Source organism: Methylorubrum subtropicum (assembly GCF_038442325.1).
Lineage (GTDB): Bacteria > Pseudomonadota > Alphaproteobacteria > Rhizobiales > Beijerinckiaceae > Methylobacterium > Methylobacterium subtropicum.
In genome coordinates this window covers 14,715-28,497 of sequence record NZ_JBBXMW010000012.1, presented here as the reverse complement: position 1 = coordinate 28,497, position 13,783 = coordinate 14,715, and the positions used below count along the sequence as shown (strand labels likewise).

The 13,783-nt window shown below is 70.7% G+C and carries 15 protein-coding genes; 4 read left to right on the top strand and 11 right to left on the bottom strand.

Going from position 1 to position 13,783, the window contains the following annotated elements; all coding sequences use genetic code 11:
* Nucleotides 1-138: 138 nt before the first annotated feature.
* Together argE and apaG are read right to left on the bottom strand one after the other, a co-directional pair.
* On the bottom strand, nt 139-1,302 hold the full coding sequence (gene argE, locus AAHG03_RS16935) for an acetylornithine deacetylase (protein WP_342151892.1): 1,164 nt from the start codon (nt 1,300-1,302) through the stop codon (nt 139-141).
* Between the two features lies 1 nt (nt 1,303).
* Nucleotides 1,304-1,696, bottom strand: coding sequence for a Co2+/Mg2+ efflux protein ApaG (gene apaG / locus AAHG03_RS16930; RefSeq protein WP_056249756.1), 393 nt, complete (start codon nt 1,694-1,696; stop codon nt 1,304-1,306).
* Between the two features lie 137 nt (nt 1,697-1,833).
* Between apaG and AAHG03_RS16925 the strand changes: the two genes are divergently transcribed.
* Together AAHG03_RS16925 and AAHG03_RS16920 are read left to right on the top strand one after the other, a co-directional pair.
* Nucleotides 1,834-2,304, top strand: a complete 471-nt coding sequence (locus AAHG03_RS16925; RefSeq protein ID WP_342151891.1) for a hypothetical protein — start codon at nt 1,834-1,836, stop codon at nt 2,302-2,304.
* Entirely contained in the window at nt 2,301-3,398 is a 1,098-nt protein-coding gene (locus AAHG03_RS16920; protein ID WP_342151890.1) for a 2'-deoxycytidine 5'-triphosphate deaminase, read from the top strand. The genes AAHG03_RS16925 and AAHG03_RS16920 overlap by 4 nt, the downstream gene beginning before the upstream one ends.
* A gap of 244 nt (nt 3,399-3,642) precedes the next feature.
* Here AAHG03_RS16920 and AAHG03_RS16915 read toward each other — a convergent pair whose 3' ends face one another.
* From AAHG03_RS16915 to ilvD, 7 genes are all read right to left on the bottom strand, one after another.
* Nucleotides 3,643-4,413, bottom strand: a complete 771-nt coding sequence (locus AAHG03_RS16915; RefSeq protein WP_342152048.1) for a DUF1194 domain-containing protein — start codon at nt 4,411-4,413, stop codon at nt 3,643-3,645.
* Between the two features lie 328 nt (nt 4,414-4,741).
* Nucleotides 4,742-5,248 carry a hypothetical protein gene (locus tag AAHG03_RS16910; protein WP_342151889.1) on the bottom strand — a complete coding sequence of 169 codons (507 nt, stop codon included), beginning with the start codon at nt 5,246-5,248 and terminating at the stop codon, nt 4,742-4,744.
* Nucleotides 5,249-5,360: 112 nt separating this feature from the next.
* Nucleotides 5,361-6,092, bottom strand: coding sequence for a 6-phosphogluconolactonase (gene pgl / locus AAHG03_RS16905; RefSeq protein ID WP_342151888.1), 732 nt, complete (start codon nt 6,090-6,092; stop codon nt 5,361-5,363).
* Nucleotides 6,089-7,081, bottom strand: a complete 993-nt coding sequence (gene gnd, locus AAHG03_RS16900; RefSeq protein ID WP_342151887.1) for a phosphogluconate dehydrogenase (NAD(+)-dependent, decarboxylating) — start codon at nt 7,079-7,081, stop codon at nt 6,089-6,091. Before gnd ends, pgl begins: the two co-directional genes overlap by 4 nt.
* Nucleotides 7,082-7,241: 160 nt before the next feature.
* Nucleotides 7,242-7,778 carry a GAF domain-containing protein gene (locus tag AAHG03_RS16895; RefSeq protein ID WP_342151886.1) on the bottom strand — a complete coding sequence of 179 codons (537 nt, stop codon included), beginning with the start codon at nt 7,776-7,778 and terminating at the stop codon, nt 7,242-7,244.
* Nucleotides 7,779-7,946: 168 nt separating this feature from the next.
* Entirely contained in the window at nt 7,947-8,834 is an 888-nt protein-coding gene (locus AAHG03_RS16890; RefSeq protein WP_342151885.1) for a tetratricopeptide repeat protein, read from the bottom strand.
* On the bottom strand, nt 8,821-10,551 hold the full coding sequence (ilvD, locus tag AAHG03_RS16885) for a dihydroxy-acid dehydratase (RefSeq protein ID WP_342151884.1): 1,731 nt from the start codon (nt 10,549-10,551) through the stop codon (nt 8,821-8,823). The genes AAHG03_RS16890 and ilvD overlap by 14 nt, the downstream gene beginning before the upstream one ends.
* 317 nt (nt 10,552-10,868) lie before the next feature.
* On the opposite strand from ilvD, the gene AAHG03_RS16880 reads away from it, so the two are divergent.
* Together AAHG03_RS16880 and AAHG03_RS16875 are read left to right on the top strand one after the other, a co-directional pair.
* The gene (locus AAHG03_RS16880) at nt 10,869-11,084 is read left to right on the top strand and encodes a hypothetical protein (RefSeq protein WP_342151883.1); all 216 of its coding nucleotides are present in this window, start codon (nt 10,869-10,871) and stop codon (nt 11,082-11,084) included.
* Nucleotides 11,081-11,617, top strand: coding sequence for a hypothetical protein (locus tag AAHG03_RS16875; RefSeq protein ID WP_342151882.1), 537 nt, complete (start codon nt 11,081-11,083; stop codon nt 11,615-11,617). Before AAHG03_RS16880 ends, AAHG03_RS16875 begins: the two co-directional genes overlap by 4 nt.
* Here the strand turns inward: AAHG03_RS16875 and eutC are convergent.
* Both eutC and AAHG03_RS16865 read right to left on the bottom strand, forming a co-directional pair.
* Nucleotides 11,612-12,394: an ethanolamine ammonia-lyase subunit EutC gene (eutC, locus tag AAHG03_RS16870; protein ID WP_342151880.1), complete on the bottom strand. Its 783-nt coding sequence runs from the start codon at nt 12,392-12,394 to the stop codon at nt 11,612-11,614. The two genes, AAHG03_RS16875 and eutC, sit on opposite strands and share 6 nt — an antisense overlap.
* A complete protein-coding gene (locus AAHG03_RS16865) occupies nt 12,391-13,773 on the bottom strand; it encodes an ethanolamine ammonia-lyase subunit EutB (protein WP_342151879.1) in 1,383 nt (460 codons plus the stop codon). Before AAHG03_RS16865 ends, eutC begins: the two co-directional genes overlap by 4 nt.
* Between the last annotated feature and the right edge of the window lie 10 nt (nt 13,774-13,783).

The window sequence follows — 13,783 nt, the reverse complement described above, 5'->3', positions numbered from 1 at the left end:
TCCTTCCGGGCCCGGCATCTCTCGGCGGAATCGGAAACGATTCCTGGCGGATGCCGTGGCACGTGCGAAACTGGCGCGATCATCCTCGTCGGCAAGGGAGAATTTTCGCCGGGCGACGATCACGTCGCGGTGAGGCGATCAGGCGGCGTTCTCGGCCAGCAGCCGGCGCAGGAAGGCTTGGCCGCGCTCCAATTCGTCGAGTTCGATGTACTCGTCGGGCTGGTGCGCCTGATCGATCGAGCCCGGCCCGCACACCACGGTCGGGATGCCGGCGCCCTGGAAGCGCCCGGCTTCCGTCGCGTAGGGCACCGAGATCGTGCGGTTGCGCTGGGCCAGCCGCAGCGCCAGCCGCTCGGCCTCCGAGCCCGGATCGGGGGCGAGGCCCGGCACCGCCACTTCCTCCACCGTCTCGATCCGCCCGTACTCGCCGTAGCGGTTCAGCCGCTCGCGGGTCACGCGTGCGCAGGCGGCTTCGAACAGCGCGGGGATTTCCGGCATGTCGAGGTCGGGCAGGCCGCGGAACTCCCAGTGGAAGGCGCAGAGCTTGGGCAGGATGTTGCGGGCGGTGCCACCCTGGATCGTGCCGACATGGACCGTGGTGTTGGGCGGATCGAACCGGCCCGAGGCGTCGCCGCGGGCCACCATGGCGTCGGCGATGCGGTTCAGCTCGGCGATCAGGTCGGCCGCCGCCATCACGGCGTTGGCGCCGAGCATGGGCTTGGCCGAATGCGCCTCGTGGCCGTGGACGGTGGTGTTGTAGGTCACGATGCTCTTGTGGGCGTCGGCCACCTGCAGGCCGGTCGGCTCGCCGACGATGACGGCGCCCGGCCGCGGCAGGTCGGCGCCGAAGCGGGCGATGGTGTCGGCGACGCCGAGGCAGGTCGTCTCCTCGTCGTAGGAGAGCAGGATGTGGATCGGCCGCTTCAGGTCGGCGGCGAGCGCGTCGGGCACCAGGGCGAGCGCCAAGGCGTCGAACCCCTTCATGTCGACCGCGCCACGGCCGTAGGCGCGCCCGTCCGCGACCCGGAGCCGGAACGGATCGGTGGTCCAGGCCTGTCCCGTCACCGGCACCACGTCGGTATGGCCCGACAGGACGACGCCGCCGTCGATGCTCGGCCCCAGCGTGGCAAACAGCGCCTCCTTGTCGCCGGCCGCGTTCGGCACGCGCACGTAGGGCACGCCCCAACTGTGGAGATAGCCGGCCACGAACTCGATCAGCGCGAGGTTCGACTTCGAACTCTCGGTGTCGAAGGCGACGAGCCGTTCCAGCAGTTCGAGCGGGCTCAGGCGCTCCCCGGCCATCCTAATGAACGACGCGGCGCACGTGCGGCGAATCGAGGGAGAAGGCCGGAATCTCGGCCTCGAAGCTCTCACCGCCCATCGTCGCCATGGTGTAGCTGCCGGCCATCAGCCCGTCCGGCGTGGTGAGCGGGCAACCGCTGGTGTAGCTGAACGACTGGCCCGGTTCGAGCACCGGCTGCTTGCCGACGACGCCCGCGCCGCGCACCTCCTGGCAGGCGCCGCGCCCGTCGATGATGCGCCAGTGGCGGGAGCGCAGCTGCACCTGCTCGCTGCCGTTGTTCACGATCTCGACCGTGTAGGCGAAGAAATAGCGGCTCTCGCCCGGCGAGGATTCCTCCTCGACGAAGCGGGGCTCCACCGTCACCATGATGCCGCGCGTCTCGGCCTTGTACATCGCGTGAAACCGTCTCCGTGGACGAAGCGCAGGCCGCGACGCGACATCTGCCTCGGGTCGTGGTACGTGGCGCCCGAAATCCCGTCAATCGCGGCGTTCCACCCGGCCGACAGGCCGGATCAGCCGGCGGAGACATCGTGCCGAACGCCTCGCCGAACGTTGCCCCCGTCGCTGCCGCCGCGCGGCGCCCGGCGCTTTCGGACGCCCTCGGCCTCCTCGTCACGCTGGGCGTCGCGCTCGCCTTCGCGTGGTGGCACCCGGCGCAGAATACGTGGGCCGCGCTCGCCCTGATCCTCGCCCTTGGGCTCGATACGGTGGCGCGGGTCGTCGTGCGGTTGGTGCAAATGCGCCTCGGCGTGGCGGCGGAATTCCAGGGCGTGACTTCGCCGCTGTTGATGCTCGGCAACGCGGTCTGGATCGGCGGCCTTCTCGTCGCGCTCGGCGGTTGGCTGCGCCCGGGTCTGTTTCCGCTCATGGCCTGCACGCTCGCCGGCCTCGTCGCCATGGGGGCCTGCGCCCGGATCGCGCTCGCCCGGATGGTGGCCGTGCTCGACGCGGCGGAGCGCGAGGCCACGCAGGACAAGACGGGCGGGAGGGAGCCGCGATGAACGACGACACGACGGGCCGCGACGGCGGCATCCTGGCCGCACAAGGCATCGCCGCGCTGACGGAGGCCGGGGCGATCCTGCCGGCGAGCCCTTACGCCTCGGACCAGATCCAGCCCGCGAGCCTCGACCTCCGGCTCGGCCGCCGCGCCTACCGGGTCCGCACCAGCTTCCTGCCCGGCCACTCGCGCCCGGTCTCGGCCTGCATCGAGGCGCTGTCGCTCCACGAGATCGACCTCAGCGACGGCGCCGTGCTGGAAACGGGCTGCGTCTACATCGCCGAATTGCAGGAAAGCCTCGCGCTGCCCGCCGACCTCAGCGCGGGCGCCAACCCCAAGAGTTCGACCGGCCGCATCGACGTGTTCACCCGCGTCATCACCGATTACGCGAGCGCCTTCGACCAGATCGAGGCCGGCTATCGCGGGCCGCTCTACGCCGAGATCTCGCCGCGCACCTTCCCGGTGCGGGTGCGGACCGGCTCGCGCCTGTCGCAGGTGCGCTTCCGCCGGGGCGAGCCGCGGCTGACGCTGGACGCCCTCTCGGCGCTCCACGCCCGCGACCCGCTGGTCGATGTCGCAAACCCGTCGCTGCACGGGGGCGTGGCGGTCTCGGTCGATCTCGCGGGCTTCGGCGGTCTGATCGGCTACCGCGCCAAGCGCTACACCGGCCTGATCGACGTGGACCGCCCCGGCGCCCACCGCACCGGCGAGTTCTGGGAGCCGCTGCCCGCCGACGGCACTCGCACGCTGATCCTCGATCCGGGCCATTTCTACATCCTGGCCTCGAAGGAAGCCGTGCGCGTGCCGGCAGATCACGCCGCCGAGATGGTGCCGTTCGATCCGCTGGTGGGCGAGTTCCGCGTCCACTACGCCGGCTTCTTCGATCCGGGCTTCGGCCTCGGCGAGGCCGGCGGCACCGGCGCGCGCGCGGTGCTGGAGGTGCGCTCCCGCGACGTGCCGTTCCTGCTGGAAGACGGCCAGATCGTTGGCCGCCTCGTCTACGAGCGCATGCTGGAACGTCCCGCGACGCTCTACGGCGCGGGGGCGGGCTCGAACTATCAGGCGCAGGGGCTGAAGCTGTCGAAGCATTTTGCTTGAGTTGGGGGCGTTATACCGTTTTCGCGAAAATGATATAACGCCTTCTTGTCAATGACTTAGAAGTGGTCGTCTTACGGCCCCCTCCCACCCAACTCCCTCATCCTGAGGTGCGGAGCGAAGCGAAACCTCGAAGGAGGGCTCCGGGGATCGCGGAGACTTCTGTAGCCCTCCTTCGAGGCTGCTTCGCAGCACCTCAGGATGAGGGGGATGGGTGGGAGGCACCGAAGAGCGGCGCCGTGGATGTTCACCGGCTCGCCACGGAGCGCGCGCCATCCCCCGTCTCCCCCGGGGCCAGCCCGCTGATCTCCATCACGAATTTCTGCCTTAACGCCCGGGCGAAGTCGCCGTAGCCGCGGGCGGCCAGCAGGAAGTGGCCGGGGCCGCCGACGATGTGGGCGCGGTACCATGCGTCCAGCGTGGTGCCGTCGCGGTACGTCTGGCGCGGCAGTTCGCGCAGGCCGTAGCCGGGGGCGCGGTAGGCGCCGACGCCGACCACGTCGTTCTCGCCCGGCACGAGGATCGGCAGGCCGTTGATGGTGGTGCCCGCCGACAGCAGCGCGTCGCGCTCGGCGTGGATCGCGTCCACGTCGCTGCAATTGTCGATGCCGTCGCCCGATACGTCGATCACGACGCGGTCGGCCATGACCGGCAGGCGCGGCACGACGCTGGCCGCGACCGTGCGCAGCATCTGCCCGACGCAGGTGAATTCTCCGGGGATTCGCGGCACCGCGCGCACCAGCGTCGCGGTCGCGGCGGCGTCCGCCTTCGAGGCGATGCGGCGCCAATCGACCGCGAGGCGGGCGCCGTCGGCCCAGGTCACCAGCGCGAAGTAGATGCCGCCGGCATTGGCCCGGATCGCGGCGAGCACCGCCTCGTCCTCCAGCGCCTCGGCGATGCCCTCCATCTGGAGGTGATAGCGGGTCTCATCGACCGAGCCCGAGACATCGACCGACACCACGAGCGCCGTGGCGACGCCGTCCTCGGCGTGGGCTGGCCTCCCCAGGGTAAGGAGCATCAACGCGAGACACGCCGCCCGGATCGGTCTGAACGCCACGCCCGTCTCCCCGCCGATCTTTTGGCAAGGGTAGTCGAAGCCCGGCGGGCGCACCATCGGACAGAAGTCGGGACCGGGCGGCAGGGATATGGTTCGGTTCGGCCTGTCGAAGCCGAACCGGCTCACAGCCGGTCTCTCCCATCCTCCCCCTCATCCTGAGGTGCCCGCCTTGGCGGGCCTCGAAGGAGGGCTCCAGGGATCGCGCGCGAGCTGCAGCCCTCCTTCGAGGCCGCTCGCGCGGCACCTCAGGATGAGGGAGAGGGGTGGGATGAACCCGTTGGATCGGCTGTCAGGGTTGTCCGGCGATCCGGGGCGCGGCGTGCCGCGCAGGCGGCTTGGCGGTCGAGCGGGGGGCCGCCTCGGCCACGGGCGCCGCATCGAAGGCGGCGGCGTCGAGCTGGAGCACGGGCAACTGGCCGACATCGAGCGCCGGCGCCGCGGAACGCTGCGGTGCCGCCGGCTCGGGTTGCGGGCGCGGGGCGACCGGCTCGGCGGCCGGGGCTTCGACGGTGGCCAACACGGCGGCGGGAACCGGAACCTCGGCCGCACCCACGATGCGCGGCGCCGGCTGTGTCTCGGCCACCACCGGCGGGGCCGGCTCGACGGGAGCGGGGGCGGGGCGGAGCGCCAGGGTGACGGCGAGTGCCAGCGACAGGCCGGACACGGCGAGGCTCAGCGGCCAGAGCGGTTTGGCGCGGCGGTGCGGCACCGCCTTCAACGGACCGCGCACGGCGGAGACCTGGCGCCGCGGCAGCGACCACCGATCCGGCTCGACGACGAACTCGCTTCCCGACATTGAAGCCCCCTTGTCTGTCGGTGACGGCGTTCACACACCGGCAAGAGCTGGGGCGAAATTGCGGCGGGAGCGGGATTTTGCCGAATTCGTCGCGGTTTTTACCCGGGAAATCTCAGGCGTCGGCCGCCTCGCGATCGATGAACCACGTCAGCGTGCCGGCGCTGGTCGCGTGGCTGGCCGGCAGATCCTCGCCCGCGGCGAGGTGTTGGAGCGGATCGCGCTTGCCCGCGCCGTTGACGAGGAACAGCACCGAGCGCGCGGAAGCGAGCGTCGGGAAGGTGAGGCTGATGCGTGGCACGAACGGCTCCATCCCGGCCTCCGGCACCGGGGCGACCCAGGCCGCGCGCTCGTCGACCGCGGGCTTGCCCGGAAACAGCGAGGCGGTGTGACCGTCGCTGCCGAGGCCGAGCAGGACGAGATCGAACAGCGGCCGGGCCGGATCGAGTTTGCCCGCGCCGTAGAAATCCTTCAGCGTCGCCTCGTAGGCGCGCGCGCCGGCCTCCGCGCCCTCGTCGGAGGGGATGAAGTGCAGATGCGTCGGCGGCACCGGCGCGGCGTGGCCGAAGGCTTCGCGGACCATGCGGACGTTGCTGAGCGGGTCGTCCCACGGCACCACCCGGTCGTCACCGAAGAACCAGTGGACGCGCGCCCACGGCACCCGCTCGACGAAGCCGGGGGAAGCGAGCAGCGCGTAAAGGCGCTTCGGGGTCGAGCCGCCGGACAGGCAGACCGCGGCGCGCTCGCCCTCGGCGCTCGTCACCTGCGTGATCAGATGCTCGGCGGCCGCGCGGGCGGTCGCCCCGGCATCGTCCATGAGTCGGGTGTTTTCGGGAAGCGCGATCACGGCGTCGGGCCCCGGCGCGGCGGCTCCTTGTGCCCGCCGAAGCCCTGCCGCATCGCCGAGAGCAGCTTGTCGGCGTAGCTCGCCTCCTCGCGGGAGCGGAAGCGGCGGTAGAGTGCGCTCGACAGGACGGTGGCCGGCACCGCCTCCTCGACCGCGGCGTTGATGGTCCAGCGGCCCTCGCCCGAATCCTCGACGTAGCCCGAATACTCCTCCAGCGTCTCGCTGCCGGCCAGCGCCGTCGCGGTCAGGTCGAGCAGCCAGGACGAGACGACGCTGCCGCGCCGCCACACCTCGGCGATGTCGCCGAGATTGAGATCGAACCGGCGTTCCTCCGGCACCTGCTCGGAATTGGCGTGCTTGAGGATGTCGAAGCCCTCGGCATAGGCCTGCATCAGGCCGTACTCGATGCCGTTGTGGATCATCTTGACGAAGTGGCCGGCCCCGCTCGGACCCGCATGGATGTAGCCGAGTTCGGCACGTTCATCGCGCCCGTCGCGGCCGATCGTGCGGGGGATGTCGCCGAGGCCGGGCGCCAGGGTGCGGAAGATCGGATCGAGCCGGTCGACGGCCTCCTTGTGGCCGCCGATCATCATGCAATAGCCGCGCTCCAGCCCCCAGACGCCGCCGGAGGTGCCGACATCGACGTAGTGGATGCTCTTGGCATCCAGCTCGCGGGCGCGGCGCACGTCGTCCTGATAGAACGAGTTGCCCCCGTCGATGATGCAATCGTCGGCCTGCATCAACCCGCCGAGCTTAGCCACCGTCTCCTCGGTGATGGGGCCCGCGGGCAGCATCACCCAGGCGGTGCGCGGCGCGTCGAGTTTCCGGACGAGGTCGTCCAGGCTGTCGGCGGGGGTGGCACCCTCGTCGGCCAAGGCCTTTACCGCCGCCGGGTCGCGGTCGAACACCACGGCCGTATGCCCGTCGCGGAGGAGGCGGCGGACGATGTTGCCGCCCATCCGGCCGAGGCCAATCATCCCGATTTGCATCGCACGCACTCCCGTCAGCTGGCCGCCCGCGCGGCGGCGGACCCCTGCGGGAGCGGCTCGCCGTCTGGCGGGACGGTCGGTTGCCGGTTCGAACGCATCGGCCAAGCCGGCGTTCCCGTCCCCGGCATGGGTCTCCCATGCGCGGATTGCGGGCCCTCGCCTACGAAGCCGCCTCCGTCTGCCGGGCCTGCGCGCCGGAGGGAGCCCGCGCCTCGTCCTCCAGCCGCGCGAAGGCCTCGCCGGCCTGCCGGGCCAGCGTCTCGATCCGCGTCAGCGTCGCCGGGTCGAGCAGCACCATGGCGCACCAATAGGCGCCGAGCGCCGCCACCGGCTCCGGCGCACCGATCGGCACCAGGGCTAGGCTGCAGATCGCCTTGTTGGAGTAGGCGGGCCGCGGCACCCGCGGATCGGTGCCGATATCGGGGATCACGACGGTCTCGTCGTGCAGCATCGCCCAGCCCGAGACGCAGGCGTCGAGGGGGAAGCGGCAGCCGCGCCAGAGCGGCTCGATCGCGTCCTCGGCGGCGTAAAAGCAGGTGTCGCCCTCGCGCAGGACGACGGCGATGCCGTCCGAGCCCGCGATCCGCCGGGCGGTCAGCCGCAGGATCTCGACCACCTCGTCGGCGGAGCGGGCGTCGGCCAGCAGCGCGGCCGTCCGCTCCAGCGCCGGGTCGGCCTTCGGGTACGCATCGAACATGGCGTCAAGCTACCGTGCGGGGCCGTGTCGATACAGACGACGACACGCCGCCGGAACCACCGGGCCGGATGCAGGGTTTCGGCCGCCGCGCCGATTCCGGAGCCTGTGTCTTTCCGGTCACGCTGCCGTGAACGACTTGGACCGGCGCGCGCCGGTCCAAGTCGAGGATCAGCGCCGCCGCCGGGTCGAGCCCGTGGAGAGCGTCTGCGCCTGCGCCATGGCGTCGGCCCGGTCGGCCTCGCTCGCCGAGGCCCAGGCCTTGTCGTAGAGATCGACGATCCAAGCGTCCGACGCGCCCTGCACCCCGGCCCGCGCCAGCGCGAGCCAACTCAGGCCCTTCACCGTCTGGCGCGGCATGCCGGTGCCGTTGACCAAGAGGTCGCCGAGCAGCGCCTGGGCCGGGCGGTGGCCCTTCTCGGCGGCGAGGTTGAACCAGCGCGCGGCCTTGCGCGGATCCTGCTCCACGCCGGTCCCTTCGAGGTAGAGCCGGGCGAGGTTGTACTGCGCGTTCGGGTCGCCGAAGTAGGACGCCGCGTAGTTGAACATCTCGTAGGCGCGCTCGGCGTTCGGGCGCACGTAGGTGCCCTTGATGCCTTCGAGGAAGTAGGTGCCGAGCGCGTTGAAGGCGCTCGCCAGCACGCCGGAATTCGGCGTGTCGGGGGCGTCGTCGGTGGTGTCGTCGGCGATGCGCGAGAAGTATTCGAACGCCTTGAGGTCGTCCTGGGGCACGCCGTCGCCGGCCGCGTACATGCGGCCGAGCTTCCACAGCGCCAGGGTCTGGCCCTGGTCGGCGGCGTATTCCAGCGCCCGCACGGCGCCCTGCTTGTCGCCCGCGTTGTAGTCGCGCACGCCCGAGCGCAGGGCGTCACGACCCGAGCGATAGCCCTTCTCGGGGACCGGGGTGCGGGCGGTCGCGTCGAGGGCGGTGCCGGGATCGACGGCGACGACCGCGAGGCAAGCGCCCAGGAACGCGGCCAGCAGGCCGGTCCGGAGCCGATCCAGATCGACCCCGGCCGGCCGCGCGGGCCGGAAAGGGACGGTTCTAGACATCGGCATAGGTGTGCGTCTCCTTCGCACCGCCCGGATGCGTGACGGCGCCGTTGACCGCGGGGCCCACGGTCTGCGCATATTTCCAGAGGTAACCGGAGGTCGCGGTGTTGCCCCGCGGCGTCCATTCCGAGCGGCGCTGGGCCAGCTCCTTGTCGGAGAGCGCCACGTCGAGCGTGCCCTTGATCGCGTCGAGCGTGATCATGTCGCCGTCGCGCAGGAGGCCGATCGGCCCGCCGATGGCGGCCTCGGGGCCGACATGGCCGACGCAGAAGCCGCGGGTCGCGCCGGAGAAGCGCCCATCGGTGATGAGCGCCACCTTGTCGCCCATGCCCTGGCCGTAGAGGGCCGCGGTGGTCGAGAGCATCTCGCGCATGCCGGGGCCCCCCTTCGGGCCCTCGTAGCGGATGACCAGAACCTCGCCCGGCTTGTAGGTGCGGTTCTGCACCGCCTCGAAGCAGGCCTCCTCGCCGTCGAACACGCGGGCCGGGCCGGTGAAGACCTGACTCGACGCCGGCATGCCGGCGACCTTCACGATCGCGCCCTCGGGGGCGAGGTTGCCGCGCAAGCCCACCACACCGCCGGTGACGGTGATCGGCTGGTCGGCCGGGAAGACCACGTCCTGATCTGGGTTCCAGGCGACCTTGGCGAGGTTCTCCGCGATGGTGCGCCCGGTGACGGTCAGGCAGTCGCCGTGCAGGTAGCCGTGGTCGAGCAGCGTCTTCATCAACAGCGGAATGCCGCCGACCTCGAACATATCCTTCGCCACATACCGGCCGCCCGGCTTGAGGTCGGCGATGTACGGCGTCTTGCGGAAGATCTCGGCCACGTCGAACAGCGTGAACTCGATGCCGCATTCATGCGCGATCGCCGGCAGGTGCAGAGCCGCGTTGGTCGAACCGCCGGAGGCCGCCACCGTCGCGGCGGCGTTCTCGAGCGCCTTGCGGGTGACGATGTCGCGCGGGCGGATGTTTTTCGTAATGAGCTCCATGACCTTTTCGCCCGCGGCGGCGCAGAATTGGTCGCGGATTTCATAGGGGGCGGGGGCGCCGGCCGAGTAGGGCAGGGCGAGGCCGATGGCCTCGGAAACCGTCGCCATGGTGTTGGCAGTGAACTGCGCACCGCAGGCCCCGGCCGAGGGGCAGGCGACCCGCTCCAACTCGTCGAGGTCTTCGAGGCTCATGTCGCCGACGGCGACCTTGCCGACCGCCTCGAACAGATCCTGCACGGTGACGGGCCGACCGCGGAACGAGCCGGGCAGGATCGAACCGCCGTAGATGAAGATCGACGGGACGTTGAGGCGCACCATGGCCATCATCATGCCGGGCAGCGACTTATCGCAGCCGGCGAGGCCGACCAGCGCATCGTAGGAATGGCCGCGGATCGTCAGCTCGACCGAATCGGCGATGACCTCGCGGGACGGCAGCGAGGCGCGCATGCCGCCGTGGCCCATGGCGATGCCATCGGTGACCGTGATGGTGCAGAACTCGCGCGGCGTGCCCTTGGCGGCGGCCACGCCCTTCTTCACGGCCTGCGCCTGACGCATCAGCGAGATGTTGCAGGGGGCCGCCTCGTTCCAGCACGAGGCCACGCCGACGAGCGGCTGGTGGATCTGCTCCGAGGTCAGGCCCATGGCGTAGAGATACGAGCGGTGCGGCGCCCGCTCGGGCCCCTCCGTCACGTGCCGGCTCGGCAGCTTCGACTTGTCGGTCTGACGCGCGTCCATCGCTGATCTCGTGCCCCGGCCCTGCTACGCATCCGAGGCCGCGGCGCCCGTCACGGCCTCACGCGGAAAACGTCCTCGAAACTCCGCGATAAAGCGTTGGAGCGACAGCATTTACCGCGACCCCGAAGTCGTCCCGGTTTATGGTGGGATTGCGGCGCTCGAAGGCGCTCCCCAAGGCAAAGTCTGGTTGGTTTCGCGGTGTGTCGGGCCCGCAACAGCCACGCTTGGGGGCTTTGGTGACGGCGGAAGTCGTACCGTCGTGTTTCACAACATTTGTGATAAGATTTAGCTGTGAAGAATCGAGAGATCAGGGGCCGATGGCCGAAGACGAACCGCGACCGTTGCGCGGCAGCAGGATGTTCGCCCGCGATCCGTGGTTCGGTCTGCGGGGTGAGGAGCGCTTCGATGAGTTCCGACGCTGGTGGCATCGCGAGAAGGCGGGCGGTCGTGATCTGATGACGCGCGAGGAAGCCTACGATACGTATTGGGAATGGCGGCGGACGCACCCGCCGAAGCCGGGGCGCGAGGCATGAACATTCCGCCGGGCCTTCTCTCGTTCCAGACGACGCGCAGCCTCTCGGACTCTTCCGACGAGGATCGGATCGTGACCGAGTTGGCCGATCTGAAGCGCCGCCCCGACGATCCGGTCGCCGCGGATCTGGCCGCCGACATCCTGCTTCGCGCCGCTTCGCCTAAGCTCAGGAACGCCGCCGCCCTGGCGCTGGCCGATCTCGATGCGCGCGGAAAGGTCGCCGATATCGTGAGCGTGCTGCGGCGCCCTGGGATTGGGCGCAGTGCCGGAACGCTCCTGTTCGCGCTCGGCGAACTCGAAGGAACCTTGCCGATCCTCGTGGCGGCTCGGCTGATCGCCGAGGGGTCGTTCGAGGCGCGTGCCGAGACGCTGACCCTGTTGGAGGATTGCCGTATCGATGCCTCGGAAGGCGAGGCTGCGGCCGAGGAAGCGCGGCGCCTGCTGGCCGACCTCGCGTCGAGCGACGATGCCGAGACGGCCGAGGCGGCGGCGCTCGCCCTCGATTACATCACCAGTTCCCGGCCGGGCCTATGACGCCGCCTCGATCTCGGCGGCGGCCTCGCCCGCCTCGATCAGCCGGTCGCTCTCGTCCTTGAGGTTCACCCCCGTCAGCCCGCGGGAGAAGGCCTGGGTCAGAAGCCAGTTCAGCTTGAACGCGGCCAGATCGTGCGAGAGGCCGGCCGAGCGGACGTTCGAGATGCAGTTGCGTTCGGCGTCCGAGCGGCCGGGTCTGGGGTCGAAAGTGACGTAGAGGCCGAGGCTGTCGGGGGAGGACAGGCCGGGGCGCTCGCCGATCAGCACCGCGACCGCGCGGGCCTTCAAGGCCTCGCCGGCCTCGTCGCCCAGCGCGACGCGAGCCTGGGCGGCGATCACGATCGGGGCGAGGCGCCAGCCGGCCTTGTCCGCGTGCGGCTGGAAAGCTTTCAACATCGCCGCCGCGCCTTCGTGGACGGCGCGGGCCGAGAGGCCGTCGGCGACGACGAGGCCGAGGTCGACCGGCTCGCCCGCGGACTCGGTAAGCGCCGCGCGGCTCTCGGGGGCGAGGCGGCGGCCGTAATCGGGGCGGCGCAGATAGGTGGCGCGGTCCTCGGCGCGGGAGGCGACCGTGACGGTCGGCAGCCCCAGCGCCTCGATCTCGGCGGCTACAGCCTCGGCGTCGAGAGGGGTGTGGACGGCGTCGCGGGCCTGGGCGTGGGCGAGGCCGAACTTCAGCACCTCGCGGGTCGGCAGGCCGGCGCCCGCGCGCCCGAGGCCGATCCGGGCCGGGGTCAGCCCGGCGAGGCGCTGCCAGAGATCGTCGGTGTCGCTCATGCCGCGAGGTCCGGCGCGGCGGTGAGCAGGCGGGCGGCGGCCCCGCCCGGGAGCAGGCTGCCAGCCGAATCGGTCAGGCCGATGCAGGCGAGCCATTCCTCGAATTCCGGCGCCCGCTTCAGCCCCAGCACCTCGCGGATGTAGAGCTGATCGTGGAACGAGGTGGACTGGTAGTTCAGCATCACGTCGTCGGCACCGGGAATGCCCATCACGTAGGTGCAGCCGGCCGCCCCCAGCAGCGTGAGCAGGGTGTCCATGTCGTCCTGATCGGCCTCGGCGTGGTTGGTGTAGCAGACGTCCACGCCGAGCGGCACGCCCATCAGCTTGCCGCAGAAATGATCCTCCAGCCCGGCCCGGATGATCTCCTTGCCGTTGTAGAGGTATTCCGGCCCGATGAACCCCACCACCGTGTTGACCAAGAGCGGCCGGTAGCGCCGGGCGACCGCGTAGGCGCGCGCCTCCAGGGTCTGCTGGTCGATGCCGTGATGGGCGTCGGCCGAGAGCGCCGAGCCCTGGCCGGTCTCGAAATACATCACGTTGTCGCCGAGCGTGCCGCGCTTCAGCGCGAGCGCGGCCTCGTGCGCCTCCTGGAGAATCGGCAGGGTGACGCCGAAGCTGGCGTTCGCCCGCTGCGTGCCCGCGATCGACTGGAACACGAGATCGACCGGCAAGCCCCGGTTCATCGCGTCGAGCGTCGTCGTGACGTGGGTGAGCACGCAGGCCTGCGTCGGGATCTCCAAGCGCGCGATGATCCCGTCGAAGAGTCGCAGCAGGCCGGCCATGGTCTGGATCGAATCGGAGACCGGGTTGATGCCGATCACCGCGTCGCCGCAGCCGTAGCTCAGCCCGTCGAGGATCGAGGCGGTGACGCCGGCCGGATCGTCGGTCGGGTGGTTGGGCTGGAGCCGCACGGCGAGCGTGCCGGGCAGGCCGATGGTGTTGCGGAACTTCGTCACCACTCGGCACTTGCGGGCGACGAGGATCAGGTCCTGGTTGCGCATGATCTTCGAGACGGCGGCCGCGATCTCCGGCGTGACGCCCGGCGCGATGCGGGCCAGCGTCTCGGACGAAGCGGTGAGCAGGAACTCGCGAAAATCGCCGACGGTGAGGCTCGCGATCTCGGCAAACGCCGCCTCGTCGTGATCGTCGAGGATCAGGCGGGTGACGTCGTCGTCCTCGTACGGGATCAGCGGCCGGGCCAGGATGTCCTTCAGCGGCACGTCGGCGAGGCACCAGCGCGCCGCCATGTTCTCCTCGGCCGATTCCGCGGCGATGCCGGCGAGGCAATCGCCGGAGCGGATCGGCGTCGCCTTCGCCATCAGCGTCGCCAGATCGGCGAAGACGTGGGTGCGCGGGCCGACGATGTGGCGATAGGGCATCCGGTGTCGC